We start from the raw sequence: 26,457 nt of genomic DNA on the forward strand, positions 1-26,457 counted from the left end.
TGCCCGTCCGTCGGGTAGTCACGGCGTGAACGTCGACGTCACCGTCATCGACTACGGTGTGGGGAACCTCCGGAGCCTCCGCCGGGGACTGGAACGCGCCGGGGCGTCCGTCTCCGAGTCCAGCGACCCCGACGGGATTCGGGAGGCGGACGCGCTCGTCCTGCCCGGCGTGGGGGCCTTCGAGGAGTGCATGCGCAACTCGGAACCGTTCCACGACGTCCTCCGCGAGGCGGCCGAGGACACGCCCATCCTGGGCATCTGCGTGGGCCACCAGTTGCTCATGACCGACTCCACGGAGGGCGCACCGGAGGGTGAGGTAATCGAGGGGCTGGACCTCGTCCCGGGGAGCGTCGTCCGCCTCTCGGGTGACGTGAAGGTGCCCCACATGGGCTGGAACACGCTGACGGTCGAACGCGACCACCCCGTCGTCGCGGGCATCGAGACGGGCGACTACGCCTACTTCGTCCACTCGTACTGCACCGCGAGCGACGACCACACGCTGGCGTCCTGTACCTATGGGGGCGAGTTCGCCGCCATCGCGACCAACGAGGCGGGTAACGTCGTCGGTACGCAGTTCCACCCGGAGAAGTCCGGCGAGACGGGCCTCCAGTTGCTCGACGACTTCGTCTCGTTCGCGGCCGACTGGAACGCGGAGCGGATGGACTCGCTCGCCGCGGAGTAGGGACGACCCCGCAAACGGACCGAACCGCCCTTGTGCCGTCCGGTCCCGCTCTCCGCCATGGCACTCGTCGACTCCATCGCCTACAGCGTCCACCTGCTGTTCGCGGGGCTGTGGACTGGAACCGTCCTGTTCGTCACCGTGGGCGTCCTCCCGCCCGCCCTCCGGGGGAACGCCGACCCGGACCCGCTCGGGTTCGCCGTCTCGCGGCTGACCACGATTTCGCGGGCGAGCGCCGCCCTCCTCTTCCTCTCGGGCGGACACATGGCCGGGACGGGCTACACCGTCGAGAGCCTCTTCGGGTCCCCGCGGGGTCACCTCGTGCTGACGATGGTCGTGCTGTGGTTCGTCCTCGCCGCGCTCGTGGAGGTGGGCGCGGGGAAGATGCGCCGCGGACTGGACGACCGGAAGGTGAGGACGCCGGCCCACGACGCCCGCCCGTTCTTCCGGGCCGCGTCCGTCGTCGCCCTCCTCCTGTTGCTCGACGCGGGCCTGCTCGCGGGCGGCATCCCGTTCTGATTCGGGGACCCGTATCGCCGCGGGGTTGATACTCGCGGGTGTGCCAGTACCGGCATGGGACTGGCCGAAGCCGTCGTCATCCTCGTCGTCGGGTACCTCGCGGGCGTCGTCACCCGATGGGTGGCGGGGCTGGCCGCCGTCGTCGCGCTCGTGCTCGCCGTGTTCGGACTCGCAGCGCCCGAGTTCGTGGTCGGCGTCACCCGGCCCGTCCTCTCGGTGTACGCGGACAACGAACTGCTGTTCCTCGCGGGGTTCCTGTTCGGCATCGCCCGCGGGTCGTGCTGACCCGACGGATGCGGGTCAGTCCGCGGGGGTGACCCGCTCGGCCTCGTCGACGACGCTGTCCGTCCACGTTCCCCGGAGGAACCAGAGACCGGCGACGACGGCCATCGCCACGTTCGAGAGCGCGATGCCGTACCAGATGCCCGTCGCGCCCATCGAGTCCACGAGGGCGTAGGCGGGCGGGATGCGGAACGCCCACAGCGAGAGGATGCCGAACACCATCGCCACGCGGGTGCTCCCCGCGCCCCGGAAGCCGCCCTGCAGGAGCTGGAAGACGCCGACGAAGGCGAACGTCGGGCCGATGACTCTGAGGTACTCGGTGCCGATGGCGACCACCTCCGCCGACCCCTCGCCGCTGATGAACACCGAGACGATGTCGGCGGCGAAGACGTACGCGAGGACGCTCACCGCGAGGAGGACGGCGACGACGATGCCGACGCCCGCCCCAACCGCCCGCTTCGCGCGGTCGGGGCTCGCGTTGCCGAGGTTCTGCCCGACCACCGTCTCCATCCCGCGGGCGAACCCGAGCGCCGGGAGGAAGACGAGCGAGGTGATGCGGTTGCCGATGCCGAACGCGGCGACGGCGTCCGCGCCCGCGAGGGCCACCAGTGCGGTGAGGACCGTGATACCGAGCGCCCGCGTGGACTGCTCGATGCTCGCCGGTGCCCCGATCTCGACGATTCGGCGCACCGTCTCGCGCTTGAGGACGAGGTCGTCGAGCGAGAGGTGGATGCCCACCGCCCCCGAGAACAGCCACGCCATGCCGAGCGTTGCGCCGAGTGCCCGGGAGATGACCGTCGCCACCGCCGCGCCCTGCACGCCCATGCCGGTGAACCCGGTCGCCGAGAGGAGCGTGGCCTCCAGACCGCCGAGGCCGAGCGCGTCGAACAGGACGTTTTCGCGGAAGCCGAGGATGAGAATCGGGTCGAGGACGACGTTGACGGCGACGCCGAACGCCATCAGCGCGAGGGGGGTCTTCGTGTCGCCCCACCCGCGCAGGAGCGCCTGGAAGATGAAGAAGCCGAACATGAACACGACGCCGAGGAAGATGGTGCGCGTGTACTCGACGGAGAGCGTGTGGACGCGGGTACCGGGTGCCGCGCCGACGAGGGCGAGCAACCACGGGACCAGCAGGTAGCCCACCGCCGAGAAGAACACCGCGAGGACGGAGACGAACGCGATGGTCTGGCCGGCGACGTGGTCCACCCGGTCGTCGTTGCCCGCGCCCTTGTGCTGTGCCACCAGTACCGTCCCCGCGACGGTGAACCCGCCCGCGATGGATATCATGAGGAAGACCAGCGGCCACGAGAACGACAGGGCGCTCACGGCGTCCTGTCCCAGTCGCCCCACCCAGAAGGTGTCCGCGAGGTTGTAGCCCACCTGCAGGAGCATCGAGAGGACGACGGGGAGCGAGAGCACCAGAAGCGGCTTGACGAGTGCCCCGTCGGTGACGTCGACGGAGCGGTCGGCGCTCACTGCTCGCCCCGCAGGACGCGGGCGACGTACACGTCGACGCCGTCGCGCGTGTTCCCCATCACGTCGGCGTCAGTCGTCGCCCGGCGGAGCATCGCGCCGTCGATGACCGACATGAGGAGGTCGGCGGTCGCCTCGGGGGCCACGTCGCGGTACGCGCCGCGGTCGACGCCGGCCTCGATTCGCTCGACGAGGACGCCCCGAAACAGGTCGTCCGACCGGGTGAATCGCTCGCGGTAGGCGGGCTTCGAGGCCGCCTGCGCTCGAATCTCGACGATGGCGGCGCGGAACTCCTCGCGTTCCTCGCCGAGTTCGCGCGGGAGGATGCCGTCGACGAACGACTCCACGTCGTCGGCCTCGTCCTCGCGCAGTTCGTCCTTCCAGCGCTCCAGGAGCCAGTCGAGGAAGTCCAGCAGGAGGTCGTCTTTCGTCTCGTAGTGGTAGTAGAGGAGGGACTTCGACTTCTCGAACTCGTCCGCGATGGCCTGTATCGTCAGGTCGGCGTAGCCGTGGGTACACAGCGCGCGGTAGGTGGCCTCCATGATGGCCGTCCGCGTATCGCCACGGTCGCCCGTATCCGAATCCGCACTCATTGGACTGAATAGTCAGTCAGTACGTATAGGCGTTCCGAGTGATGCGGTTCCGTGGTGCGGTGTCACGGGCGAGGGGCGGTCGTGGTCGACCCCTGCTGGTTGCGTCGGCGGGGCGAACGGCTAACCACCCGGGGGGCGTCGTCTGATCCACATGAGCAACGACCGGGTGAGTCTGCGGTCGGTCCCGCGCGCCGTCGTCAACGAGATACGGGAGGAGAACGTCCCGTTCATGGCGGGCAGCATCGCCTACCAGGCGTTCGTCTCGCTGATTCCGCTCCTCATCCTCGCGTTCGTGGTGGTGACCGTCGTGGGCGACCAGCAACTGGCCCAGCGTGTGGTCGCGGCCACCGAGGGGTCGCTCCCCGACAGCGCACAGACGCTCCTCTCGGACATCATCGTGGGTTCAGAGAGCGCGGCGGGCGTCTCCGTCATCGGCGTCGTGACGCTGACGTGGGGGGCGCTGAAGATTTTCCGCGGCCTCGACACCGCCTTCTCCGAGATATTCGACACCGACGAGCAGAACTCCCTGCCCGACCAGATCAAGGACGGCCTCGTCGTCCTCGTCGTCCTCATCGTGGCCGTCATCGCGGCCGTCGTCGCGGGGACGGCCGTCGCCGCGCTGAACGTCCCGTTCCTCGGCGTCGTCAGCACGCTCCTTCTGCTGGTGGTCCTGACGGGCGCGTTCGTCCCGATGTACTACCTCTTCCCGGACCTCGACCTCCCGATGCGCCACGTCCTGCCCGGCGCGGCGTTCGCCGCCGTGGGCTGGACCGCCTTGCAGGCGCTCTTCTCCGTGTACGTCGCCGTCTCGGGGAAGGCCGACGCCTACGGCGTCCTCGGCGCGGTCCTGTTGCTCGTGACGTGGCTCTACTTCTCGGGACTGGTCCTGCTCGTCGGCGCGACGCTCAACTCCGTCCTCGCGGGCCGGACGGGACAGTCCGTCGAGGAAGACGAGGACGCGGAGTCGACCGACACCCTCCCCGACCTGGAGGAGGGCGAGTCGCCCGCGCTCGCCGCCGACCGAACCGCCGCGCGCATCGAGGAGTCCGTCTCGCGGCGCGAGCGGCGCGAACTCGCCCGCGAGAACGCCGACCTGCGGAGCGAGCGCGACCGACTACGCCGACAGAACCACCGCCTGCGCCGGGAACTCGGGTACCGTCGCCAGCCGACGTGGGCGCGCCTCTACCGCCGACTGCGCGGCGACTGACGGGGCCGTTCTACATCCGCGGCCCGTCGCTCCGCGCGTTCGACCACGGCGGGACGGCCCGCGAGCGCGACGGTCACCGTCCCGTCGCGGTAGGTCACGTCGCGCACGTCCGCGTGGTCGTAGGCCCACGAGACGAACGACATCGCTTCGCCGCAGTTCGGCACGTCGAGTGTCGTGGTCCGTTCGGGGAGACACTCCCGGACGCGGGCGCTGAGCGTACCGACGCCGGTTCCTTCTGTTGCGCTACAGGCGACGGGGTCGCGGTCCAGTCCGGCTTCGCCGACGGTTTCGTGGACAGCGTCGAGGTGGTCCTCCCCGACGCGGTCGACCTTGTTCAGGACCGGGAGCATCCGTGCCGCCTCGCCGAGGTGGTCGACGGCGGTAGCGACCTTCTCCTCGACGCGGTCGACCGGGTCACTCGCGTCCACGACCAGACAGACCACGTCGGCGTGCTCGACGGCCCCCATCGTGGACTCGAAGGAGGCGACGAGCCATCCCGGGAGGTCGGAGATGAACCCGACCGTATCGGTGACGAGCAGACGACGACCGCCGACGGTGGCCCGCCGGGTGGTCGTCCCGAGCGTCTCGAACAGGCGGTCCGCGCTCCCGGCGGCCTCGGCGAGGTCCCCGTGGGTGCCCGACTCGACCGAGAGGTCGTCGGCCAGCCGCTGCATGAGCGTGGACTTCCCGGCGTTGGTGTAACCGGCGAGGGCGACGAGGTCGAACCCCGCCTCTCGACGGGCGTCGTGGCGCGCCCCCGAGTCGTCCCCCAGTCGGTTCAGTTTCCGCGTGAGGACGTCGATGCGCCGCTTCAGGTCCTCGATGGGTTTTCCCTCCTCGTCGTGGCGTGTTATCTCGGTGGCCTCGTCGGTGCGAATCTCGGCGCGGAGGTGGGGCAACTGGTATCGCAGTTCCGCCCGCCTCACTTCTAGCCGGGCACGTTCCGCCCCCGCCCCCTCGTGGAAGACGTCGAGGACGAGACGGTGACGGTCCTTCAGTCGAACTCCGTCGGGCAGTTCCGTGACGAGGTTCTGTGCCTGTTTCGGGGTGAGCGAGGCGTCGACGACGACGCAGTCGGCACCTGTCTCCGCGACGCGGGCGGCGAGTCGGTCGACCAGTCCCGGCCCGAGGTCGTAGGCCGTGTCCTCCGGGCGGGTCTAGGTGAGGTGGTCGACTACCTCGTGACCCACGGATTCGGCGAGGGCGGCTATCTCGCCCGTCTCGGCGGGGTGCGTGTCCGTTCGCTTCGCGACGACGGTTCGATGGTGTGCTGACATGTGGTGTACTTGATGCTCATGGCTGTGTTCGTGGACGGATCGACGGACAGGTGACTGGCGGGCTTTCGGCGCGCGTGCGGCGAGGGCGGCCAGTCAGAAGGTGAGGGTGCGGGTCATGCTTCGACCTACCGGAACGTTCCGGCGGGGCGACAAAAGCGCTACTCCGGTGGGTTCCCAGAGAGGTCCGCCGCGACGTGGTCCGCGGCCTTCAGCGCCAGCGCCGCGATGGTCAGCGTGGGGTTCATCGCGCCGCTGGTGGGGAACACCGACGAGGAGGCCACCGTGAGGTTCGCCACGTCGTGGGTCCGCAGGCGGGCATCGACGACGCTCGTCTCCGGGTCCGCGCCCATCCGGGTGGTCCCCATGTGGTGGAACGCCGGGCCGGTGTTCTCGGGACCGACGACCCAGTCGATATCGACCGCGAGTTCGTCCATCACGGCGCGCTGAATCTCGTTGGCCCGTTCGATGGTCCGCCGGGTCCGGCCGTCGAGGTGCCACTGTACGTCCGGTACGGGGTTCCCGTAGTCGTCCGTGGTATCGGGGTCGAGGGTGACGCGGTTCTCCTCGCGGGGGAGTTGGCCGACGAGTGCGCCGATGGCGATGCCGTTGCCGTATCGCTCGCGGATTCGCTCCGCGAGGGCGTCGCCCCACCCGCCGTCGTCGAGGGCGATTCTGACCGGCGAGGGGGCGCGCACGGTGCCCGTGCCGTCGTAGTTGAGGAACTCCAGTTTGACGGGGCCGAGGTCGGCGTCGCTAGCCGGAATCGACCCGCTCGCCTGCCCGGGGTCGTCGTAGAACTGGTGGGACTCGCTGGTGAGAAAGCCGATGCGGTTGCTCCCCACCTCGCCGTCGAACGTGCCGCCCATCCCGGCGAACAGGTGGTCCATGAAGTACCGCCCGACGAGGCCCGATGAGTTGGCGAGGCCGTCGGGGTGCCGGTCCGACGCCGAGAGCAAGAGCAGTCGGGGGATCTCGACGCCCCCCGCCGCGAGGACGAACTGTCGGGCTTCGACCGTCTCCTCGCCGTTCCCCGAGGCGTACACGGCCCGGACCACCCGTTCGCTGCTCGCGTCCGTCTCCAGTCGATGGACCGGCGCTTCCGGCACCACCCGCGCGCCTGCGGCCTCGGCCTTCCGGACGTGGACCTCCGCGGTGTACTTCGCGCCCGAAGGACAGACGGGCCGGCAGGTACCGTATCCGACACAGGGCGACCGACCGTCGAACGGTTCGGAGTTGCGGGCGTTCGCCACGGAGTGGGTGGCGATCTCGAGGCGCTCGCAGGCCGCCGCGAACAGCGAGTCGCTGTACGACGGCGGGAACGCGGGCAGGGGGTGGGGTTCCTCGCGCGGCGGGGCGAAGGGGTTGTCCGACGCGCCCGCCACGCCCATCTCGCGTTCGGCGGCGGCGTAGTACGACTGCAGGTCCTCGTAGGAGAGGGGCCAGTCGGCCCCCACGCCGTCGCGGGTGCGACGTTCGAAGTCCGCCTCGTGGAGGCGCATCACCATCCCCTGCCAGTGGAGCGTGGACCCCCCCACCCCCTTCACGCGGGCGTGGTTCAGTGGATAGTGGCGCTCGCCGGTGGTCGAGTAGGCGTCGCGCTCGCCGCCCATCCCCCACACCGACAGCGGGTGGTGTGCGGGGCGGAGCGCGCGTTCCATGCGCTCGGTCCGGTCCTCGTCCTCCCCGTCGAATCGGGGGCCCGCGTCGAGGACGGTCACGTCGTACCCCGCACTCGCGAGGCGGTGCGCGACGAGTGCGCCCGCCGGTCCCGCACCGACGACGCAGACGTCCGTCCGCCCGGTCATGGCTTGCGCTGGTAGGCCTCGGTGCCGCCGGGGTAGCCCACGGGGTTGCTCGCGCCGACCAGTTCCGCGCCCGTCGGCGACGTGTAGAGGGCGTACAGCAGGTCGTTCACGACGAAGTACCGGACGCGCTCGGCCCGCGACCCCTCGGGGTCCGGGTGGGCCTCCTCGGCCCCGAGTTCGCGGAGCACCGCGTCGCGCGTCTCGCGGTCCAACTCGGCGTAGGGGGCGTCGTACCACCCGCGGGCGGCCTCGTCGATGGCGGCGGCGGCTTCGGTCACCCCCGCCGCGTACTCGTCCCGGTCGCGTCTCCCCTCGACGTACGTCTCCACGAACTCGCGGACGCCCGTCGTCTCGCTCGGATACAGCACCTCGGCGGCGGCGACGAGGGTGGAGAGCGCAGCCGTCACGTCCGCCGACCCGGCCGTCTCACCGTCGCTCTCGGTCTCTCTCGTCTCACGGCGGGCGGTGACCGCCGCGCCGCCCCCGCCGACGATTCCCGCCCCGGCGAGCACGGCGAGTGCGTCCCGACGGGTCAGTTCCATGTCGCGCGGATTTGGCCGACCTAAACTTAGGGGTTGTCATCGGGTTCGGGACGCCGGCGGGACACAACGTTAAGCCGAGTCGTCACGTCCGGCGGGCATGGACGCCGAAGCGCAGTTCGTCGACGTGCCGACCGGGGAGACCATCGCCTACCGCGTGCGAGAGGGCGACGACGGGGACGCGACCCCGATAGTGCTCCTCCACGGTAACATGACCTCCTCGGTCCACTGGGACCTCGTCTTCGAGGAGATGGACCCCCGCTACACGCTGTACGCCGTCGACATGCGCGGGTTCGGCGAGTCGACCTACGAGACGCCGGTGGACTCGCTGGACGACTTCGCCGACGACGTGGCGGGCGTCGTCGACGCCCTCGGCCTCGACCGGTTCCATCTGATGGGCTGGTCGACGGGCGGCGGGGTCGCGATGGCCTACACCGCAGAGCACACCGACCGCGTCGAGCGACTCGTCCTCGTCGCCCCCGTCAGTACGCGCGGCTACCCCATCTACCGGAAGGACGAGGAGGGCCAACCGACCGACGAGGTGCTGACCACGAAGGAGGACATCGCCGCCGACCCGGTGCAGGTCGCGCCCATCCTCGCCGCCTACGAGAACGAGGACCGCGAGATGCTCAGGACCGTCTGGGACGGCCTCATCTACACGGACACCCAACCCGACGAGGAACGCTACGAGAAGTACCTCGACGACATGCTGACCCAGCGGAACCTCGTGGACGTGGACTACGCGCTGGCGTACTTCAACGTCAGCGACGAGGAGAACGCCTACGGGTCGGGTGACGGCCGGGCGAACGACGTCACCGTTCCGACGCTCGTTCTCCGCGGGGAGCGCGACCTCGTCATCGGCGCCGGGATGACCGAGGAGGTGATGGCGGACCTGCCGAACGCGGAGTTCGTGGAACTGACCGATGCGGGCCACTCCCCGTTCGTGGACGACCTCGACGCCGTCCTCGCCGAGGTGGAGGGGTTCCTCGCGGGCGAGGAGTGAGGGTCCGTCGGGGTGGGCTACTCCGGGACGCGGAAGGTGTTCCGCAGGACGCCGACGCCCTCGACGTCCACCTCGACGGTGTCGCCGTCCCTGATGGGACCGACGCCGGAGGGGGTGCCCGTCGAGACGAGGTCGCCGGGTTCGAGCGTCATGTACCGCGTTATCTCCTCGATGAGTTCCGGGACGGAGAAGATGAACTGGTCGCGCGAGGAGTCCTGCCTGAGTTCGCCGTTGACCCGCAGGCGGACGTGCGCGTCCTCGGGGACGACCTCGGGTCGGGCGACGACGGGACCGAACGGGGCGGCCTTGTCGAAGGCCTTGCCGCGCACCCAGTTCTGCTCGCGGTCCTGATCGTCGCGGTTCGAGACGTCGTTGAGGCAGGTGAACCCGCGGACCACGTCCATCGCGTTCTCGGCCTTGACGTTGCGCGCGCGGTCGGAGATGACCACCGCGAGTTCCGCCTCGTGGTCGATGCGCTCCTTCCCCGCGGGGAGGGTAATCTCCTCGTTGTGGGCGGCGACGGTGTTGGGCGTCTTGAGGAACAACAGGGGTCGGTCGGGCACCTCCTTGTTCCGCTCGGCGGCGTGGTCGGCGTAGTTCAGCCCCACGCAGACGATCTTCGAGGGGTCACACGGCGGGAGGACGTCGACCTCGTCCTGCGAGAACGTCTCGCCGTCCATCGTCAGGCGGCCGCCGTACGTCTCGCGGGCCGTTATCTCCTCGCCCGGGGTGTCGCTCCACTCGCCTCGGCGGACGTTGCCCGCGGGGTCCCGAAAGCGTACCAGTCGCATGGCCCACCAATCAGTCTCATCCGAAATAAGTCTACACACCTCCGGCGGCCGTGAGATGGTGGCGGAGACGATTACAGCGTCCCCGTCCGGTAGTCGAGGGCCACCACGCGCCCGTCACCGTACCGGACGAGCACCTCGCTGTCACCGTCCCCGTCGAGGTCCGTGAGCGTGACGTGCGTCCAGATGGGCACGTCGCGGTCGTAGGTCGCCAGTTGCTCGCCCGTCGCCGGGTCGAGGACGCTCACGGCGCCATCGTGGGCGGCGACGGCGAGTTCCCGGTCCCGGTCCCCGTCTACGTCCCCCAGCACCGGCCCGGGGGCGTTCAGCCGCGAGTCCGCCGACAACTGTGTCGTCCACTCCACCTCTCCTGTCCGGGCGTCGAGAGCCGCGACGCGGTTCTCGCTGTAGCTGACGTACGCCTCCGCGCGCCCGTCTCCATCGCCGTCCGCAACCGTCCGGACGACCGGCGTCCCCGAGAGGTTCGTCGTCCACTCGACGCGCCCGTCGGCCCCGTCCAGCGCGCGGACGGTCCCGAGACGCGTCGTCACGAGTTCGAGGGCCGGGTCGTCGTCGGCCTGCGCCGCCTCGTAGTGTTCGGACCCGAGGGGGACCGACCAGCGAAGGTCCCCGGTCCCGGCGTCGAGAGCGACGGTCCGGTTGGCCGCGCCGACGACCACCTCCCGGACGCCGTCGGCGTCCACGTCGGCGACGGTCGGCGCGTGGTAGACGCCCGCCCCGAGGGCGCGCCGCCAGACCACGCTGCCGTCCCCCCGAACGACCGAGACCTGTCCGTCGATGTCGCTGACGACCACCTCTGGCGTCGAGTCGTCGGTCACGTCGGCCACCGTGGGCCGGGCGTAGCCGAACGACGAGAGGTTCACGCGGAACTCCTCCTCGCCCGAGTCGGCGTCGAGCGAGAACAGCACCCCTTCGGTGCTCGCGGCCAGCACCTCGCGGACGCCGTCGCCGTCGACGTCCGCGATGGCCGGTTCCGTCAGCGAGTGGAGCGTGCAGTTCGCCGGCGGGACGCCGTAGCGCCACAGCGTGCCCCCGCTCGCCGGGTCGAGGCGCACCAGCACACAGGAGAACTCGCCGATTCCCTCGGTGCCGCCCGGTTCTCCTACGGGGGCGACGACGAGTCCGCCGTCGGCGCCGACGGCGTGGTGGTTCACCCGGTTGTCGCGGGCGGTGTCGCTCACCCAGCGTTCCTCGAGGCTCCCGCCGCCGCCGAGGACGGCGACCAGCGCGGCGCCCGAGAGGGCGAGGACGACGCACAGGACGGCCACGACGGTCCGAATCCGCATTACGCGAGGTGGGCCGCCGACGCGGATACCGGTTTCCATTTCCGGGGTCCCCGCGAACCAGCAGCCTCTTTCGCCCCCACCGCCGACGGGACGGTATGCGCCGGTCCAGCGCGACGCTCGCGGGACTCCTCGCCCTCGTATCCCTCGCGGGCGCGACGGGCGTGGCCCGCGCCCACGAACTCGGAGGGACCCGGTTCGAGGCCCCCATCCCCTTGCCCCTCCTGCTCGTCGGAGCGGGGCTGACGGTGGGGGTCACCGCGGCCGTCCTCGCACGCGCGGACCGGGGGGACCGACCCCCCGCAAGCGAGGACCCGACGGACGGTGGCGAGTGGGAGCGCTCCCGCCGACTGGGGACGGTCTCACCGACGATAGGCCGCACCCTCCGGACCGTGGTGAGCGTCGGCTTCCTCGCGGTGTTCGTCGGCGTCCTGCTGGCGGGCCTGTTCGGGTCGCGGAACGCACTGGACAACCCCGCGACGCTGTTCGTCTGGGCGGTCTGGTTCCGCGGGCTGGGCCTCGTGAGCGCCCTCGCGGGCAGTCCGTGGCGCGTCCTCGCCCCGTGGCGGATCATCTATCGGGGGTTCGTCGCGCTGGAGGGGCGGACGGTCGGCCCGTTCGACTACCCGGAGCGACTGGGCCACTGGCCCGCGCTCGTGGGGTTCCTGCTCCTCCTCGGCGTCGGCGAGAACCTCACCGTCGCCCCCCGGACGGTGTCGCTGACGGTCCTCGTCGTCGTCGCGTACGCGCTGGTCATGCTCGCGGGGGCCCTGCTGTTCGGCCCGGTCTGGTTCGAGCGCGCCGACCCGCTGGACGTGCTCTACCGCCTGTTCGGGCGGGTCGCTCCTCTCAGGTTCCGACGGACCGGTAAGGGGGGCTACACCGTCCACCTCCGGGTGCCGTGGGGGTCGGGCGGGGCCGTCGCCGACGCCGCCGTCGCGGCGTTCGTCGTCGCCGCCGTCTACACCGTCAGTTTCGACGGGTTCGACGGGACGCCCGAGTACCGCACGCTGGCGGAGTCGCTGGGCCGGGCGACGGGTCTCGGACCGCTCGTGGACCTGCCGCTGTACCTCGCGGGCCTCCTCGCCTTCGTCGGGACGTTCGCGCTGGTCGCGCGCCTCACGCGGTCCGGGCCGACCCGGGGGGCGCTGGTCGCCCTCGCGCCGACCGTCCTCCCCATCGCCGTCGCCTACGAGGTGGCGCACAACTACCCGTACGTCCTCTCGCGGGCCGGACGGCTGGTCGAGGTGCTCGTCGGAGTCGGCGCGGACCCACTGGCGTGGCTCTCGGTCCCCGCGTTCTGGGCATCGCAGGTCGCACTCGTCGTCGCCGGCCACCTCGTCGCCGTCGTCGCGGCCCACCTCGCCCTGCGGGGGCGTCCCGCGCGGGCGGAAGTGCCGCTGACGGCCGCGATGGTCGGGTACACGGTGCTCTCGCTGTGGATCATCTCGCGACCCGTCGTCGCCTGAGGTCCGGTGGCGTTTACGGTCCCCCGCGAGATGGCCCCCACGCGTACGATTAAGTGGCGAACGTCCGATGTGACGACCGTCATGGAACTCACCTGGCACGGCCACTCGACGTGGTACGTCGAAGTCGGCGACACGACGATGCTCATCGACCCGTTCTTCGACAACCCGAAGACCTCGCTCGACCCGAGCGACGTGGAGGACCCCGACTTCCTCCTGCTCACGCACGCCCACCAGGACCACATCGCCCACGCGGGCGAGTTCACGGACGCCACCGTGGCCGCGACGCCCGAGCTCTGTGGCTTCGTCGCCGACGAGATGGGCCTCGACGACCACGTCGGCGGGATGGGGATGAACCTCGGCGGGACCGTCGAGTGCGGCGACGCCTACGTGACGATGCACCGCGCCGACCACACGAACGGCGCGAACACGGGCTACGAGTACGACGTGGGGATGCCCGCCGGCTTCGTCATCAGCGACACGAAGCCGACGCAGATGGCCGACGAGGACTCGACGACGTTCTACCACGCGGGCGACACCGGCCTGATGACCGAGATGCGCGAGGTCATCGGCCCGTACCTCGAACCCGACGCCGCGGCCGTCCCCATCGGCGACCACTTCACGATGGGGCCGTGGCAGGCCGCCATCGCGGTCGACTGGCTGAACGTCGACCACGCCTTCCCGATGCACTACGACACGTTCCCGCCCATCGAACAGGACCCCGAGGACTTCGCCCGCGAGGTGGAGGCCGCAGGCTCCAGCGCCGAGGTCCACGCCCTGGAGGGCGACGAGACGTTCACGCTCGAATAGGCGGTCCCCGATCGGGCGCCGACGAACGACCTACCTTTTTGCCGTGTCGCCCCGACGCCACGGACGCAATGGCAGACATCGAGACCACCACCACGTCCGAGGAGGGCTACACGAGCGTCAGCCGCGTCGGCGACTTCGAACTGACCGTCGACGCCACCGGCGAGGAGGGTCCCTCGCCGAACGAGGTACTGGCCGCCGACTACGCCTCCTGTTTCATCCCCGCGTTCCGCGTCGGCGGGAACAAGGAGGGCCACGAGGACCTCGGCAAGATTTCGGTCGAAGTCGAGGCCGACCTGAACGACGACGACGACCTCTCCGCGATTCGCTTCGTCATGCACGTCGGGGCCGACCTGAGCGACGACGAGTTCGACGCCATCGTCGACCGCGCCGAGGACATCTGTCACGTCCACGCGGCGCTCCGCGAGGACCTCCACGCCGACATCACGGTCCACGGCGGCCAGTTCTGAGCCGGCGTTCGCACCCCTCGAACCTCGACTTCTTTCGGCCGACCGCTCGGCCAGCGACTGCTTCGACGGGTCCGGGGGGTCCGTCAGTTCCGTTCGTCGCCGTCGCCGTCCACCCCACCGTCGTTCTTTCCCCCGGCCAGCCGTCGCCACTCCTCCTGCGGCCGGTTCACCGCCCGGTAGACGGCGGCCACGTGGAACGGGTGCCACTCCTCGTCGCCGAAGGACAACTCGCGGTCCACGAGCGCCCTGCCGTAGTTCTCCGCCAGCCTGAGGGACTGGTCGGCGGCGGTCAGCATCGGGACGTGTGTGTCCGACGACCGGGCGATATCGAGTGCGTACGCGGGGTCGTTCGCCCAGTCTGAGGTCCGAAGGCGGGGTCTCACGCCCCGGTGGTCGACGCGGAACCCGCGTTCTTCCGTGTCGCCGTCGTCGGTTCGGAGGGCGCGGTCGAACCCCCTCGTCGTGAGGTACTCGGGGTCGGTGTACGGGGCAGGGATGTCCCACTCCAACTGGTCGACGACGCGTTCGGGGTCGACCCCGTTGTTCGTGAGGAATTCGCAGACCTCGCTCGCGACGGCGGCCCGGCAGGTCTGCCGGAGGCGGTTCGCCGCCTTCACGAGGTGACCGTTCCCGATTCCCTCGTAGAACTCGTGGCCGTGCGAGAGGGCTTCGACGACAGGTCTCGCACGCTCGTAGTCCTCGCGGGTCCCGCCGACGAACATCGAGTACGAGGGGCCGAGGCCGTCGTCGAACTCGCCCGGCCCCTCGTGTGTGATGCCGCAGTCGACGTAGCCCGCCTCCCGGTCGTGACACACCGACTGATAGTGGAGGTCCACGTCCGGCGGTGTCGTCCCCGTGTCGACGACGACCTGTCCGGCGTCGAGCGTCTCGAGAACCCCATCCGCGCCCTCCATCACCCGTTCGACCACTTCCCGGCCGGGGAGCGAGAGCAGGACGAGTTCGACTTGCTCGGTGAGTACCGCGGGACTCCCCGCTTTCGTCGCGCCCTTCGAGACCGCCGCCTCGACGGCGTCTTCGTCCACGTCGCAGACGACCGGGTCGTACCCCGCCTCGACCAGTTTCGCGACGAACCACTGACCGACGCGTCCGACGCCGACGATGCCGACTTCCGTTCGGTCGGTCCGTTCGCTATTGCTACCGTGTGACATTGGCCTGACGATACTGTCATCGGACCACGAGAAAGGGCTACTGGTCGCTACGAGCCGCAAACGCGCTCGCTCCAGCGTCGTTCACGTCACTCCCGCGCGATGGCGATGTTCCGGACCGCGCCGCCGCACTCCGGACAGCGGCCGACGTGTTCGGCCGACGACTTCCGGTCGCCACAGGTGACGCACTCGTAGTAGGACTGTTCCGCGTGGTACGGGTCAACGTTGTGCATACGTAGCTGTACGTCTGCACGACTTTGAGTGTTGCGAGCTAGCACACTGATACCATATGGGCGGATATGGGGTGTATAATCGAATTATCGGCGCGCGCGGAGGACGAACGTCTCGCGGCGCTCGCTGGCGTGTTCGACGGTGAACCCCGCGTCCGTGAGGGCGTCCATCGCGTCCTGTAGCGCGTAGCGTTCGTCCGTCGGCGGCCCCTCGCCGCCCTCGCCGTTTCGGGTCCAGTCCGCGATGCCGAGGAGTGCGTCGGGTCGCAGGACGCGGGCGAGTTCCCCCAGTGCCTCGTCGCTCGCGAACTCGTGATAGGTCATCGTCGAGAACGCGCCGTCCAACTGGTCGTCGGCGAACGGGAGGTCCGCGATCTCCGCGACGACGAACTCCACGTTGTCGGGAGCGCCCTTCTCGCGGTAGTACTCGTGCATCTCGTCTTGCACGTCCACGGCGTGGACCGTCTCGGCGTAGGGGGCGACGTGGTCGGTGTAGAACCCCGTTCCGCTCCCGAGGTCGGCGACGGTACCCTGCGGGTCGAACAGGGCGAGCAGTTCGTCCACCGAGAGGTACTGGTAGCGCGTCGGGTCCTCCAGGTTGTCGGCCCGGGATGGGTCGTACGTGTGAAATCCCACGTCCGACCCAGTGGCCCCACGGGGATAACTCTCCGCTCCCCGGGCGAGGTCCCGGCGGATTCATACCGACCCGTCGCTATCGGACCCACATGGTCACTATCACCCCCCCGACCGAACGCACCTGCGAACGCTGTGGCCGGTCCGACCGCTGGGACGACGACGCCGGGACGTGGCTCATCGACGGCGAGGCGGGCGACCCCTACTGCCTCCACGAGTGGGACATCAACGGGACGTACAACCCGGTCGGCGAAGCCCCCTGACTTTTCTCCGGTCCGCGCCATCGGGCGTCCATGCCGACCGCGTACGTCACGGCTCCGGCCGAGGCCGCCACCGACCTCGCCAGAACGCTCGTCGAGGAGCGACTCGCCGCCTGCGTCAACGCCGTCGACTGTCGCTCCACCTACCGCTGGGAGGGCGAGGTGGTCGAAGAGGAGGAGGTGCTCCTGCTGGCGAAGACGACCGACGAGCGGTACCCCGACCTCGCCGCACGGGTCGCTGAACTCCACCCCTACGATGTGCCCTGCATCGAACGCTTCGAGGAGTCCGACCTGTCCGCCGACTTCGCGGCGTGGCGCGAGGAGTCGGTCGCCTGAGGTCGACGGGTGACTCGACACGGCGTTCGACCCAATCACGGGGTTTAATAGCACGAATCGACGCACACAGGTATGGACGCTGGTGGCGGTGTCGGTGCGGGGGGAGGGGATGCGTAACGCCCTCTGTCGGGACCTGACCGGGAGTTTCGTGGGCTGTGACGCCGCTCCCACGCGCGCCACCTGCAGCTTTCACGACCGCTCGCGCGACCTCCGGGCCGGCGACGTCCTCCAGCTGGAGGTCGAACTGATGGACGGCGAGTGGATGCCGCTCTTCCATCGCTGCGCCGACCACGCCGTCGACGCCTTCCCCGAGGCGCACACCGTCTTCGGGACGCCCCAGGCGCTCGTGACGACGTACCTCGAACCGACGGGCGCGTACCTTCCGGGGACGAACGAGTTCCACCCCGACGCGCTCACCGTCGGCGAGGTCGAGGTGGTCGACGTCTCGGCCGTCGACGAGGGCCTTCGCTCGCCGCTGTGGGACTGGATGGACGAGTAGGGGGTCGAATCAGAGGAACGTCTGCTCGTGGAGCGACCCGGCGACGTCGTCCATGAGCGTCCGGAGATTGACGGTGTCCGCGCGGTTGTAATCGACGAGCGTCTCCAGCGAGTCCGTCGAACCACGCTCGTACTCCCGCCAGAGGCGCACCGCGTCGCGCCCGGAGATGTCCGGTCGGTCGCGCTCGATGCCGACGTCCTTCTCGATCTGCTTCAGGCCGCCCGACAACCCCAGTTGCTTGCAGGGGTACATGAGGTCGATGTGGGGGGCGTCGAGCGTGCACTCGAAGGTCGCTTCGAGGAAGGGGACGTCGAAGCGCTTGCCGTTGAACGTCACGAGCAGGGGGGCGTCGCCCAGCGCCGACAGGACCGCCTCGCGGGTGAGCGGTTCGCCGACGACCGGGTCGGGGTCGTTGACGAACGTGCGCGTCTCGCCGTCGCGGTGGAGGCTCACCGTCGTCACGTCGTCGCGGTAGTGTGAGAGGCCGGTCGTCTCGATGTCGAAGAAGCAGGCGTCCTCGCGGAAGTTCTCGTACAGTCGCCACTGCTGGCCGGAGGGGAACGCCTCGTCGAAGTAGCGTACGTCGCCCGCCGCGAGGCGCTCTCGCCCCTCGCTGATGAACGACTCGATGCGCTCGCCCGTCTTCTCCCCCACGGCGCTCGGGTCGAAGTCGTCCCAGTGGGTGATGCCTCGCTCCCAGAGGTTCCGTTCGGTCGCCTCCCCGACGCCCCTGACGGGGATGAAACTGTTCTCGATTCGCACAAGCCGTCTGGGGCACCGCCGTATCTAAACCCTGCGATGGAACGGGGTTTCGGGGGTCGAAGAGTTCGTCCCCGACGCCGTTCGAGGACGACTGGCACGTCGCGGCGACCACGCGACTCGCGGGTCGCCTCCCGCCCTGCGACCTACCACTTCCGTGGTGACGACTGCCTGCGGGCGTGGCTGTCGCCGTGCGAGTGAAGGTTCAAGTACGATAGAGGGGCCATCACCGGCGTGTCCTGACCGGGACCGCCGGGCGTCTGCGGGTGTGCGACGCACCGTCCGGCGGGCGGTGCGCGCGTCGCCTGTTCGCCCCGGAGAGCGACGCTACTCCTGTGGAACCTCGGCCTCTGCCCCGACGCTGATGAGGCGGGCCACCTCGGCCGGGAGGCTCTGTTCGCCCGCCGGCCCGGCGACGGTGACCATTCCGAACGGCGCGACTTCGAGTATCTCGATGGTCACGCCGGGTTCGATGCCCGACTTCCCGAGGTAGCGCAGTTCCTCGTCCGTCCGGTGGCGGACGCGCTGGACGACGACGCGGTCGCCCTCCTCGCACTCGTCCAGCCGTCGCCCCGGCACCGCCTCCGGCGCGGAGAGGTCCGCGCGGGGGATGGGGTCGCCGTGGGGGTCCACCGTCGGGTCGCCGAGCACCTCGGCGATGCGCTCCTCGAAGCGCTCGCTGATGTGGTGTTCGAGGCGGTCGGCCTCCTCGTGGACGTCCGTCCAGTCGTAGTCCAGCGCCTCGGCCAGGTACGCCTCGATGAGCCGGTGGTGTCTGAGCACCTCGATGGCGACCGTCTCGCCCTCGGGCGTCAACTCGACGCCACGGTACTTCTCGCGTTCGACCAAGCCGCGTTCGCCGAGTTTGTCCAGCATGCTCGTGACCGTCGGCGAGGTGACGCCGAGGCGTTCCGCGATGGCCGACGTGGAGACTCGTTCGCCCGTCTCCTGCTGGAGGATGTAGATCGTCTTGAGGTAGTCCTCCATCACGGCGCTGAGCATGTCCGAACGAAGCAAGTCGCGGGATAAAACGGTTCCCCCTTCCCGGTTCGGGCGGGGGTCGGTGGGTCCGCGTGGTTACTTGACGGTCGGCGCAGGCCGCTCGTCGGGTTCGCCGTCGAGGTCGATGTCGCCGGTCACGTGGTCGATGCCGACGACGAGAGCGGCACCGACGACGGCGGCGCCGAGGATGGCGGCGCTGGTTCCCGCCGACCACGTCTCGACGTTCGTGAGCACCTGCTCCGCCGGGTAGCGCAGCGCCCCGACCATCAGTGCGACGAGGAAGGTGAGCGTCGCCTCCCGGTAGTGCCGGAGCGCGTACTTCACGGCGTGGGCGATAGAGAACAGGCCGACCATCGCCCCGAGAACGAACACGACGACGACGGTGCCGGGTTCGATCAGCGCGCCCACGTCGGTCCCCCCGGCGACGCCGAGGAGCGTGTCGACGAACCCCGAGAGCGTCTCGGTCAGGAAGAGGTACTGCCCGAGCAACAGGAGGATGAGCGCCCCCGAGATGCCGGGCAGAATCATCGCGCAGATGGCGATGGCACCGGCGAGGCCGACGACGGGGAGGGTGTGCGGGAGCGCCCCCGACACCTCCCCCGCGAGTACGAACGCGAGGCCGAACCCCGCGATACCGGCGGCGAGGCGCGACGGCCCGTCGACCGACACCTCGTCGCGGAGGATGACGGCGCTCGCCGCGATGAGGCCGAAGAAGAACGCGAACAGGAGCGCCGGGGCCGTCTCCTCGGCGTAGTGGACCGCCCGCGAGACGGTGATGAGGGCGGTGACGATGCCGAACCCGAGCGCCATCAGGAACGGCACGTCCATCGCCACGAGTCGCTCGCGGAGGCGGGCGCGCCCGGATGCGCTGGCGACGCCGGGCAGGAGCGCGATGGCCGTCGGGTCGAGTTCCGTGATGGCCGTGATGAGTCGCTCGTAGATGCCCGTGATGAGGGCGATGGTACCCCCGGAGACGCCGGGCACGGCGTCGGCCGCACCCATGGCGATGCCCTTCAGGTAGACGCCGACGAGTTCACGTCCGGCCATCTCAGGCCGCCCCGGCGCGGAGTGTCGACTGCGTCACCGGGCCGACGAGCGCGGACGCGTTGGCCTCGGACGCGTTCCCGGACTCGTTCGAACCGTTCCCACCGGTCGACCCGTTCGAGGCGTTCCCGCCCGCGTCGGAGCCGTTCTCCGCGGCGTCCGGCGACTCGGTGGTGTTGCCGGGGTCGGCGGGCGCGTCGGTGCCGTTCGTCCCGTTGCTGGCGTTCGCGCCGTCCGGTTCGATAACCTCGGACTGTTCGAGGGTCACCTCGATGGGGCCCTCGCGCTCGCCGACGACGTTCGCCTCGTTCACGTCGGCCGTCGCGTTGTACACCGTCGTGGTGAGGTTCTCGCTCTGCGTGGCGGCGCGGAACTCGTAGGGGCCGGCCGCGCGGACGCTCACGTTCGTGTAGCCCTCCTCGGTCCCCCACTCGTCGTACCCGGTCGTCGAGTACGGCAGAGTCATCGTGAACTGCCCCTGTGCGTCGGTCTGGGCCTGCTGGACGTAGGTGAAGTTCTGCCCCGGCCCCGGAATCCGCAGCTGCACGCGAGCCGTGACCGTCGTGTTCGCGGGGCCGGTCCCCTCGACGGTCGCTCCGTCGACGCGCTCGAAGGTCTTGACCCACTGACCGACACCGCCCGCGGTGGCGTCACTCGCGTGGACCAGCCGGTAGTGTTCGAGCGCCTCGACCTGCTCGGCGGGGATGCCGGGGAGGCCGCCGATCTGCGAGGTGGAGTCGTTCTGGACGTACTCCTCGGCCGCGGCGAGACTGTCGAAGGTCTTGTACACCTGCCCGTCGGACGGGACCGCGGCCAGCGGTTGGGTCGTCTGGCTCCCGACCGTGAACTGTCGGGTCTCCCAGTCGACGACCAGCACCTTCCCGTTGGGGAGGGTGGGGCCGGCAGCGCTCCCGTGGAATCGGTAGAGCCTGACGCGCATGCTCTCGTAGTGATCCTGACTGCGGACGAGTTGGGCAGTCCGCGGGGCCTCGGTCGTGGACCGCTGCGTGTAGATTCGGGCGCTGAGCAGGTCGGCGGAGCTGACGCCGATGGTGTCGAAACTCGCCGGCGCGGTGTACTTACCCGAGCGCGGGTCCGCGAGCTTCCAGTCGACCATCACGTAGCGGCTGGACCCGTTGTCCACGGTCATGTACTCGTTCGCCTGACTCTCGTTCTGGCCGAGCAGGAAGTTCGCCGCACGGGTCGCCCCCTGCTGGAACGGGTTGGCGTCGGGGATGCGCTGGCCCTCGACGGTGATGAAGTGCCCGTAGTCCCACCACGCCATGACCCCGTAGGCTCCCTCGGGGTAGTCGTAGTCGTCGGTCTGTCCGAAGTTCTCGTAGTACGGCATCGCCTCGCCGTCGGGGTTGGCGTACTGGCCTTCCTTCGGCGTGTTCTCCGAGAGCCACTGCAGGCTGCCCTGCCACGCGGTGACCTCGCCGGGACCGTTGTTCTCCGCGCGTTCGACGGACTGGAGGGATATCGCGCCGGGTTCGACGCCGCCGGACTGCGGGAACAGCGGGCCGGTGACGGCCACGAACGGGGCGAAGACGATGAGGACGATGACTGCGATGGTCATCACCTGCGAGGCGTCGAGGTCCGAGAGGCTCCCGACGGTGTCGAGGTCCGCGAGGGCGACGACCTGTGCGACGACGTACGCCGTCAGCGCCCCCACCGGGACGGCGAGGTAGTAGCCAAAGCGGTTCTGGGTGAGCGTCGCGAGCACCATCATCGCCCCCCAGAGGACGAGCAGGAGGGCCTCACCGCGCGGGTCGTCGTCGAGCAGGTAGCGCCCGAGGAGGACGAGGCCGCCGACGACGGCCGCGAAGAACGCCAGCCCGTAGGAGCCGAAGAAGTACGAACTGGCCCGTCCGAGCGGGATGGGCTGGGCCTCGTTGACCGTCCGGACCTTCGCGTTGGCGTCCAGCCCGTAGATGCGGAGGGACTGGTCGACGAAGAACGAGAACGTGTCGGGCAGGACGACGGCGAACAGGAGCGTCCCGAGGGCGATGGCCCCGAGGATGCCCCCGACGTAGACGGTGGTCGCGTCGTCGCGCCCCTCGACTCGCCGGGCGAGTGCGGCCATGACGGCCAGTCCGCCGGCCAGCAGGACGAACAGCGTCGGCTGGAGCAACGAGAAGTCGGTCGCGGTGAACTCGAACTTGGTGATGCGGACCGCAGAGAACACCCCCGCGACGAGGAACATGACGACGCCGACGATGGCGACGTGTTCCGGGCTGTGGCCCTTGAGGAACGTGACGATGAGGTGGGCGAGGAAGAACAGTCCGAGGACGGAGACGACGAAGATGCCGGGCGGCCACACCCAGATGTAGAGCGCGATGGCGACGCCCGCGAGGGCCGCGAAGCCGAGCGGCCGGCGGAGCGTCGAGAACTCGCGGGACGAGAGCTGTTCGAAGACGGGTTTCTCGCGCTCGGCGGCGGTGACCGCGACCATCACGCCGAGCATCGCGAGGACCTGGAAGAACACCTCCGCAATGTGGTGGTCCGACCAGCCGACCAGCCCCCGGAAGAGGAACGCACCGGGGGTCAGCGCGAGGACGGTGACGGCGACGACGCCGCCCGCGCGGCCCCCGAAGCGCTTGGCGAGGAAGTAGGCGGGGACGGCGACGAGGGTGCCGAAGACGGCGGGGGCGAACAGGAGCGCGAACGCCGTCGCCTGCTCCTGGGGCATGACGAGACCGAGGACGAGGGCTACCGTGGCGATCAACTGGTCGAACAGCGTCCCGAACTGCCCCGGGGCGGTCCCGTACGGGAAGAACGTCCACGGATCGAAGTTCATCGTGAACGGCCAGTTGCTCACCGTGAAACTCGTCTGGCGGAAGTGGTACCAGGCGTCGTTCCCGCTGAAGAGGATGTCGCCCCCTCTGGTGTAGTTCTCCCACGTTCTCACACGGTTCCACAACATGAAGACGAACAGGAGCGCGAGCAGCGGGACGTGATACCACTCGCGGGCCCGGTCGAGGAGGGCGTCCGTGTCGAACGCCAACCGGTCCTCCCGCTCCGTCGGTTGACTCATTGGTGGGAGAAGCCGCAAAACGCGCATAAGCCTTTTGACCTCGTGTCACCGGAAAAAAGCGCCCCGGGCACCGACGAGCGAAGAGAAAGCGGCTTAACCTCGGCTGTAAACTGCCGGAGTATGCGCGTCTCGGTCGTCGTCTGCACTCACACCACCGACCGCTACCCGGACCTCCGCGAGGCCGTCGAGAGCGTCCTCGCGAACACCTACGAGGACCGTGAGGTGGTCGTCGTCAGCGACGGGAGCGAGGCGGTGTACGACCGGGCAGTGGCGGACTTCGGCGACCACCCGGATGTCCGCGTCCACCTCCAGCCGGAGAACCGGGGGTTGCTCGCGGTGCGAAACACCGGTGCGCGCGTCGCCGAGGGGGACGTGGTCGCGTTCCTCGACGACGACGCCATCGCGGAGGACCGCTGGCTGGTCGAACTCGTCGCGGCCTACGACGAGGGCGACGCTCGCGCCGACGACGGCCGGGTGCTCGCGGCCGGTGGCCGGGTCGTCCCCGCGTGGGTCGCCGGCGAACCCGCCTTCCTCCCCGAGGAGTTCCACTGGCTTATCGGCGTCACCCACCGGGGGTTCGCCGACGGCCCCGGCGAGGTCCGGAACACGAACGGCTCGAACATCTCGTTTCGCGCCGACGTCTTCGAGGAACTGGGCGGGTTCGACACCGACGTCGGCGGACGGAAGGGCGACAACCACCTGCAGGGCGGCGAGACGGAACTCTGTGCCCGCCTGCGCGAGGAGTTCGGCGTCGGCGTCCAGTACAACCCCGCGGCCCGCGTGGCCCACAAGATATTCGACTACCGCACGGACCCCCGCTGGCTCGTCGAACGGGCGTTCTGGCAGGGGTACTCGAAACGCGGGATGGAGAAGTTCGTTCCCGAGTCGACCGGCGAGGAGGAGGAGTTCCTCGGCGACCTGCTGTTGCGGTTCGTCCCGGACCGCGTGCGTGGACTCCTCCTCGGTCCCTCACTGGCCTCGTTTCTCCAGTTGGTGTTCCTGTTCGTCCTCACGGGGGCGGTGGGGGCGGGCTACCTCTACGGCATCGTCAAGTGGCGCTGAGGGGTCGGGTCAGTCGAGGGCCGCGGGCGCGTCGCTCTCGTACTCCCAGACTAAATCGAAGTAGCGGTTGAGCCCCGCGACGAACGCCCCGTTTTCGGTGATTGCCGCCTGTCGCATGTAGTTGGGCACGTCGTCCTCCTGAACCAGCAGGATGGCCTCGCCGGTGTCGTAGGCCATGCTCGGGTCGGCGAGCGTCCCGCGCCACGGCAGGGCGTTCGTGGAGTAGCGGATACCGACCTCGGGGTACGCCGCCCGGAGGTGGTCGACCACGTCCCGCTGGCGTTCGCGGTTCTCCGGGTCCAGCGTGTCCGGGTGGAGCAAGAGCGCCCGGAGGTCGATGCCTCGGTCGACGGCGTCCGCGACGGCGGGTTCGACCGTCTCGAAGTACTCGAAGGCCTTCGTGAGCACGCGCACGCGCTCGTCGGCCTCGTGGTAGATGCGCCGGGTCTCGCGCTCGCTCGGTTCGCCCACGTCGACGACGTAGAACAGTTCCTCGGCGGCGGTGATGTCCTCGCCCGCGCGCTCGAAGCGAGGGCCGAACTCCGCGAGGAACGACTCCCGTTCGGCCTCGATGTCGCCGACGAACGCCTCGTAGTCCTGCCGGCGGTTCTCCTCCGCGCGGTCGAGAATCTCCTCGGGAGGGTGTGGCTGGTAGTGCTTCGGTCGGCCGGGGATGACCTTCACGTACCCCTCGTCGGCCAGCGAGTCGAGGACGCCGTAGACGCGGGCCTTCGGGATGCCCGCCGCCTCGGCGAGGGTGGGTGCGGTCGTGCGACCGAGCGAGAGCAGTTCGGTGAGGGCCGTCCGCTCGTACTCGGTGAGACCGAGTCGCTCGAACACGTCCGTCTCGCTCATACCCCCTCTGCCCCGCCGCCGGCCGTAAATCCGCCGGTGTCGTCGGCGTGATGCGTACCACTACTGCCCGCGAAGCGACGGCGGGCCGGAACGATTAATAGGATTCGATGAGAGTTACTCACTCAGCGAGTAACTATGAGCCGAACCTCGACGAAGGACGACGACCGCGCGCATCTCGACGACCTCGAAGACGGCTGTGGCTGTGCGGAGGTGTGGGAGCACCTCAGCGAACGCCGCGCGGCCGAGGCCGACGACTGAGCGCGGTCGGTCCCCGGTCGGCTCTCCCCTGTGTCCCTGTCACAGAGTTCCTGGCGCGAGGCCAGCAAGCTTTTGCTCGCGTAGCATGGACTTCCCACGATGACCGACTCCGAGGTGTGCGTCCTCGTCCCCACGCTCGACGAAGCCGAGACCATCGGCGAGGTGCTCGACGGCTTTCGCGAGCGAGGGTTCGACGACCTCCTCGTCGTCGACGGCGGTTCGACCGACGGCACCCGCGACGTCGCCGAGGACCACGGCGCGCGGGTCGTCGTCCAGTCGGGCCGGGGGAAGGGACAGGCCATCCGCGAGGCGCTCACCTACATCGACGCCCCGTACGTGCTGATGCTCGACGGGGACGCGACCTACGACCCCGCGGACGCCCAGCGGATGCTCGAACCCCTCTACGAGGGACGGGCGGAACACGTCATCGGCGACCGCTTCGCCGACATGCACGAGGACGCGATGCCGCGGCTCAACATGTTCGGAAACCGCCTCATCAACGGCGCGTTCTCGACCATCCACGGGCGCGACCTCGGGGACATCCTCAGCGGCTACCGCGCGTTCACCCGGGAGTCCGTCGAGCGCTTCGAACTCGAATCGGACGGCTTCACCATCGAGACGGAGATGGCCGTCGAGTGCGTCAAACACCGGGTCCCGACCGCGGTCGTCCCCGTGAGCTACCACCCGCGGCCCGACGAGTCCGACACGAACCTCCACCCCGTCAAGGACGGCGGACGCATCATCGTCTCGCTGTACAGCCTCGCGAAGACGAACAACCCCCTGTTCTACTTCGGGAGCGTCGGCCTCGCCAGCGCACTCGTCGGCGGACTGGTCGCCGCGTGGGTCGGCTACGAGTACCTCTTCCGTGGTATCTCCCACGAGGCGTTCGCGGTGGTCGCCGCCGCGGGCATCCTCCTCGGCGCGCAACTGCTGATGTTCGCGGTGCTCTCGGACATGATCGTCGCCGTGAACCGCGAACAGACCCGCAGACTGGAGGAGATGAGCGACCGACTCGCGCGGACACAGGGCGGCCGCGGGACGGCCCGCGCGTCCCACTCCGACCCCGAACCGCTCCACGCCGAGGACTGAGGTCCCCTCTCGACT

General features: G+C 69.6%; 29 protein-coding genes and 1 pseudogene. 14 read left to right on the top strand and 16 right to left on the bottom strand.

What is annotated here, in order from left to right; all coding sequences use genetic code 11:
* Positions 1 to 25 precede the first annotated feature (25 nt).
* From hisH to NKG96_RS08705, 3 genes are read left to right on the top strand one after another with little or no spacing between them, the layout of a single operon-like run.
* On the top strand, positions 26 to 682 hold the full coding sequence (hisH, locus tag NKG96_RS08695) for an imidazole glycerol phosphate synthase subunit HisH (RefSeq protein ID WP_254534534.1): 657 nt from the start codon (positions 26 to 28) through the stop codon (positions 680 to 682).
* A 57-nt stretch (positions 683 to 739) separates the two neighbouring features.
* Entirely contained in the window at positions 740 to 1,198 is a 459-nt protein-coding gene (locus NKG96_RS08700) for a CopD family protein (RefSeq protein WP_254534535.1), read from the top strand.
* Positions 1,199 to 1,252: 54 nt separating this feature from the next.
* Positions 1,253 to 1,483: a hypothetical protein gene (locus tag NKG96_RS08705; RefSeq protein ID WP_254534536.1), complete on the top strand. Its 231-nt coding sequence runs from the start codon at positions 1,253 to 1,255 to the stop codon at positions 1,481 to 1,483.
* Between the two features lie 15 nt (positions 1,484 to 1,498).
* Here NKG96_RS08705 and NKG96_RS08710 read toward each other — a convergent pair whose 3' ends face one another.
* The gene (locus NKG96_RS08710) at positions 1,499 to 2,956 is read right to left on the bottom strand and encodes an MATE family efflux transporter (RefSeq protein ID WP_254534537.1); all 1,458 of its coding nucleotides are present in this window, start codon (positions 2,954 to 2,956) and stop codon (positions 1,499 to 1,501) included.
* Positions 2,953 to 3,546 carry a TetR/AcrR family transcriptional regulator gene (locus NKG96_RS08715; RefSeq protein ID WP_254534538.1) on the bottom strand — a complete coding sequence of 198 codons (594 nt, stop codon included), beginning with the start codon at positions 3,544 to 3,546 and terminating at the stop codon, positions 2,953 to 2,955. Before NKG96_RS08715 ends, NKG96_RS08710 begins: the two co-directional genes overlap by 4 nt.
* A 151-nt stretch (positions 3,547 to 3,697) precedes the next feature.
* Here NKG96_RS08715 and NKG96_RS08720 point away from each other — a divergent pair, with 151 nt between their 5' ends.
* Positions 3,698 to 4,753 (top strand): YihY/virulence factor BrkB family protein, encoded by a 1,056-nt coding sequence (locus NKG96_RS08720; RefSeq protein WP_254534539.1) that lies wholly within the window; start codon positions 3,698 to 3,700, stop codon positions 4,751 to 4,753.
* On the opposite strand, the gene NKG96_RS08725 is transcribed toward NKG96_RS08720, so the two are convergent.
* The 4 genes and pseudogenes from NKG96_RS08725 to NKG96_RS08740 all read right to left on the bottom strand — a co-directional run bounded on the left by NKG96_RS08725 (position 4,729) and on the right by NKG96_RS08740 (position 8,377).
* Positions 4,729 to 5,679 (bottom strand): GTPase, encoded by a 951-nt coding sequence (locus NKG96_RS08725; protein ID WP_254534540.1) that lies wholly within the window; start codon positions 5,677 to 5,679, stop codon positions 4,729 to 4,731. The two genes, NKG96_RS08720 and NKG96_RS08725, sit on opposite strands and share 25 nt — an antisense overlap.
* A gap of 96 nt (positions 5,680 to 5,775) precedes the next feature.
* A pseudogene (locus NKG96_RS21010) lies at positions 5,776 to 5,871 on the bottom strand (hypothetical protein); the annotation flags it as partial.
* A 317-nt stretch (positions 5,872 to 6,188) separates the two neighbouring features.
* A complete protein-coding gene (locus NKG96_RS08735; protein WP_254534542.1) occupies positions 6,189 to 7,835 on the bottom strand; it encodes a GMC family oxidoreductase in 1,647 nt (548 codons plus the stop codon).
* Positions 7,832 to 8,377, bottom strand: a complete 546-nt coding sequence (locus NKG96_RS08740; RefSeq protein WP_254534543.1) for a gluconate 2-dehydrogenase subunit 3 family protein — start codon at positions 8,375 to 8,377, stop codon at positions 7,832 to 7,834. The genes NKG96_RS08735 and NKG96_RS08740 overlap by 4 nt, the downstream gene beginning before the upstream one ends.
* A gap of 97 nt (positions 8,378 to 8,474) precedes the next feature.
* Here NKG96_RS08740 and phaZ point away from each other — a divergent pair, with 97 nt between their 5' ends.
* Positions 8,475 to 9,377: an intracellular short-chain-length polyhydroxyalkanoate depolymerase gene (gene phaZ / locus NKG96_RS08745; RefSeq protein ID WP_254534544.1), complete on the top strand. Its 903-nt coding sequence runs from the start codon at positions 8,475 to 8,477 to the stop codon at positions 9,375 to 9,377.
* A gap of 17 nt (positions 9,378 to 9,394) precedes the next feature.
* Here the strand turns inward: phaZ and NKG96_RS08750 are convergent, their stop codons facing one another.
* Together NKG96_RS08750 and NKG96_RS08755 are read right to left on the bottom strand one after the other, a co-directional pair.
* The gene (locus NKG96_RS08750; protein WP_254534545.1) at positions 9,395 to 10,168 is read right to left on the bottom strand and encodes a fumarylacetoacetate hydrolase family protein; all 774 of its coding nucleotides are present in this window, start codon (positions 10,166 to 10,168) and stop codon (positions 9,395 to 9,397) included.
* A 71-nt stretch (positions 10,169 to 10,239) separates the two neighbouring features.
* Positions 10,240 to 11,472, bottom strand: coding sequence for an outer membrane protein assembly factor BamB family protein (locus NKG96_RS08755; RefSeq protein ID WP_254534546.1), 1,233 nt, complete (start codon positions 11,470 to 11,472; stop codon positions 10,240 to 10,242).
* A 95-nt stretch (positions 11,473 to 11,567) separates the two neighbouring features.
* On the opposite strand from NKG96_RS08755, the gene NKG96_RS08760 reads away from it, so the two are divergent.
* The 3 genes from NKG96_RS08760 to NKG96_RS08770 all read left to right on the top strand — a co-directional run bounded on the left by NKG96_RS08760 (position 11,568) and on the right by NKG96_RS08770 (position 14,212).
* Positions 11,568 to 12,938, top strand: a complete 1,371-nt coding sequence (locus NKG96_RS08760; RefSeq protein ID WP_254534547.1) for a hypothetical protein — start codon at positions 11,568 to 11,570, stop codon at positions 12,936 to 12,938.
* Between the two features lie 81 nt (positions 12,939 to 13,019).
* Positions 13,020 to 13,745 carry a metal-dependent hydrolase gene (locus NKG96_RS08765; RefSeq protein ID WP_254534548.1) on the top strand — a complete coding sequence of 242 codons (726 nt, stop codon included), beginning with the start codon at positions 13,020 to 13,022 and terminating at the stop codon, positions 13,743 to 13,745.
* Between the two features lie 68 nt (positions 13,746 to 13,813).
* Positions 13,814 to 14,212 (top strand): OsmC family protein, encoded by a 399-nt coding sequence (locus NKG96_RS08770; protein ID WP_254534549.1) that lies wholly within the window; start codon positions 13,814 to 13,816, stop codon positions 14,210 to 14,212.
* An 83-nt stretch (positions 14,213 to 14,295) separates the two neighbouring features.
* Here NKG96_RS08770 and NKG96_RS08775 read toward each other — a convergent pair whose 3' ends face one another.
* The 3 genes from NKG96_RS08775 to NKG96_RS08785 all read right to left on the bottom strand — a co-directional run bounded on the left by NKG96_RS08775 (position 14,296) and on the right by NKG96_RS08785 (position 16,244).
* Positions 14,296 to 15,381, bottom strand: a complete 1,086-nt coding sequence (locus NKG96_RS08775) for an NAD(P)-dependent oxidoreductase (protein ID WP_254534550.1) — start codon at positions 15,379 to 15,381, stop codon at positions 14,296 to 14,298.
* Between the two features lie 86 nt (positions 15,382 to 15,467).
* Positions 15,468 to 15,611 carry a rubrerythrin-like domain-containing protein gene (locus NKG96_RS08780; protein WP_254534551.1) on the bottom strand — a complete coding sequence of 48 codons (144 nt, stop codon included), beginning with the start codon at positions 15,609 to 15,611 and terminating at the stop codon, positions 15,468 to 15,470.
* 84 nt (positions 15,612 to 15,695) lie between these two features.
* Positions 15,696 to 16,244 (bottom strand): class I SAM-dependent methyltransferase, encoded by a 549-nt coding sequence (locus NKG96_RS08785; protein WP_254534552.1) that lies wholly within the window; start codon positions 16,242 to 16,244, stop codon positions 15,696 to 15,698.
* Positions 16,245 to 16,333: 89 nt separating this feature from the next.
* Here NKG96_RS08785 and NKG96_RS08790 point away from each other — a divergent pair, with 89 nt between their 5' ends.
* From NKG96_RS08790 to NKG96_RS08800, 3 genes are all read left to right on the top strand, one after another.
* On the top strand, positions 16,334 to 16,504 hold the full coding sequence (locus tag NKG96_RS08790; protein ID WP_254534553.1) for an HEWD family protein: 171 nt from the start codon (positions 16,334 to 16,336) through the stop codon (positions 16,502 to 16,504).
* Between the two features lie 30 nt (positions 16,505 to 16,534).
* Positions 16,535 to 16,837, top strand: coding sequence for a divalent-cation tolerance protein CutA (gene cutA, locus NKG96_RS08795; RefSeq protein ID WP_254534554.1), 303 nt, complete (start codon positions 16,535 to 16,537; stop codon positions 16,835 to 16,837).
* Between the two features lie 109 nt (positions 16,838 to 16,946).
* A complete protein-coding gene (locus tag NKG96_RS08800; RefSeq protein ID WP_254534555.1) occupies positions 16,947 to 17,336 on the top strand; it encodes a hypothetical protein in 390 nt (129 codons plus the stop codon).
* A gap of 9 nt (positions 17,337 to 17,345) precedes the next feature.
* Here the strand turns inward: NKG96_RS08800 and NKG96_RS08805 are convergent, their stop codons facing one another.
* The 4 genes from NKG96_RS08805 to NKG96_RS08820 form a co-directional block, all read right to left on the bottom strand.
* Positions 17,346 to 18,098 carry a ribonuclease H-like domain-containing protein gene (locus tag NKG96_RS08805; protein ID WP_254534556.1) on the bottom strand — a complete coding sequence of 251 codons (753 nt, stop codon included), beginning with the start codon at positions 18,096 to 18,098 and terminating at the stop codon, positions 17,346 to 17,348.
* A gap of 324 nt (positions 18,099 to 18,422) precedes the next feature.
* Positions 18,423 to 19,097 (bottom strand): metal-dependent transcriptional regulator, encoded by a 675-nt coding sequence (locus tag NKG96_RS08810; RefSeq protein ID WP_254534557.1) that lies wholly within the window; start codon positions 19,095 to 19,097, stop codon positions 18,423 to 18,425.
* Between the two features lie 75 nt (positions 19,098 to 19,172).
* A complete protein-coding gene (locus tag NKG96_RS08815; protein ID WP_254534558.1) occupies positions 19,173 to 20,144 on the bottom strand; it encodes a DUF368 domain-containing protein in 972 nt (323 codons plus the stop codon).
* A 1-nt stretch (position 20,145) separates the two neighbouring features.
* Positions 20,146 to 23,178 carry an oligosaccharyl transferase, archaeosortase A system-associated gene (locus NKG96_RS08820; protein WP_254534559.1) on the bottom strand — a complete coding sequence of 1,011 codons (3,033 nt, stop codon included), beginning with the start codon at positions 23,176 to 23,178 and terminating at the stop codon, positions 20,146 to 20,148.
* A gap of 120 nt (positions 23,179 to 23,298) precedes the next feature.
* Here NKG96_RS08820 and aglG point away from each other — a divergent pair, with 120 nt between their 5' ends.
* The gene (gene aglG, locus NKG96_RS08825) at positions 23,299 to 24,240 is read left to right on the top strand and encodes a glucosyl-dolichyl phosphate glucuronosyltransferase (protein WP_254534560.1); all 942 of its coding nucleotides are present in this window, start codon (positions 23,299 to 23,301) and stop codon (positions 24,238 to 24,240) included.
* A gap of 9 nt (positions 24,241 to 24,249) precedes the next feature.
* Here aglG and NKG96_RS08830 read toward each other — a convergent pair whose 3' ends face one another.
* Positions 24,250 to 25,095 carry a TrmB family transcriptional regulator gene (locus NKG96_RS08830; protein ID WP_254534561.1) on the bottom strand — a complete coding sequence of 282 codons (846 nt, stop codon included), beginning with the start codon at positions 25,093 to 25,095 and terminating at the stop codon, positions 24,250 to 24,252.
* Between the two features lie 135 nt (positions 25,096 to 25,230).
* On the opposite strand from NKG96_RS08830, the gene NKG96_RS20885 reads away from it, so the two are divergent.
* Both NKG96_RS20885 and aglJ read left to right on the top strand, forming a co-directional pair.
* Positions 25,231 to 25,353 (top strand): DUF8595 family protein, encoded by a 123-nt coding sequence (locus NKG96_RS20885; protein WP_256558077.1) that lies wholly within the window; start codon positions 25,231 to 25,233, stop codon positions 25,351 to 25,353.
* A gap of 99 nt (positions 25,354 to 25,452) precedes the next feature.
* Positions 25,453 to 26,442 carry an S-layer glycoprotein N-glycosyltransferase AglJ gene (gene aglJ, locus NKG96_RS08835; protein ID WP_254534562.1) on the top strand — a complete coding sequence of 330 codons (990 nt, stop codon included), beginning with the start codon at positions 25,453 to 25,455 and terminating at the stop codon, positions 26,440 to 26,442.
* Positions 26,443 to 26,457 lie beyond the last annotated feature (15 nt).

This window comes from Halomarina litorea (assembly GCF_024227715.1).
GTDB classification, from domain to species: Archaea; Halobacteriota; Halobacteria; order Halobacteriales; family Haloarculaceae; genus Halomarina; species Halomarina litorea.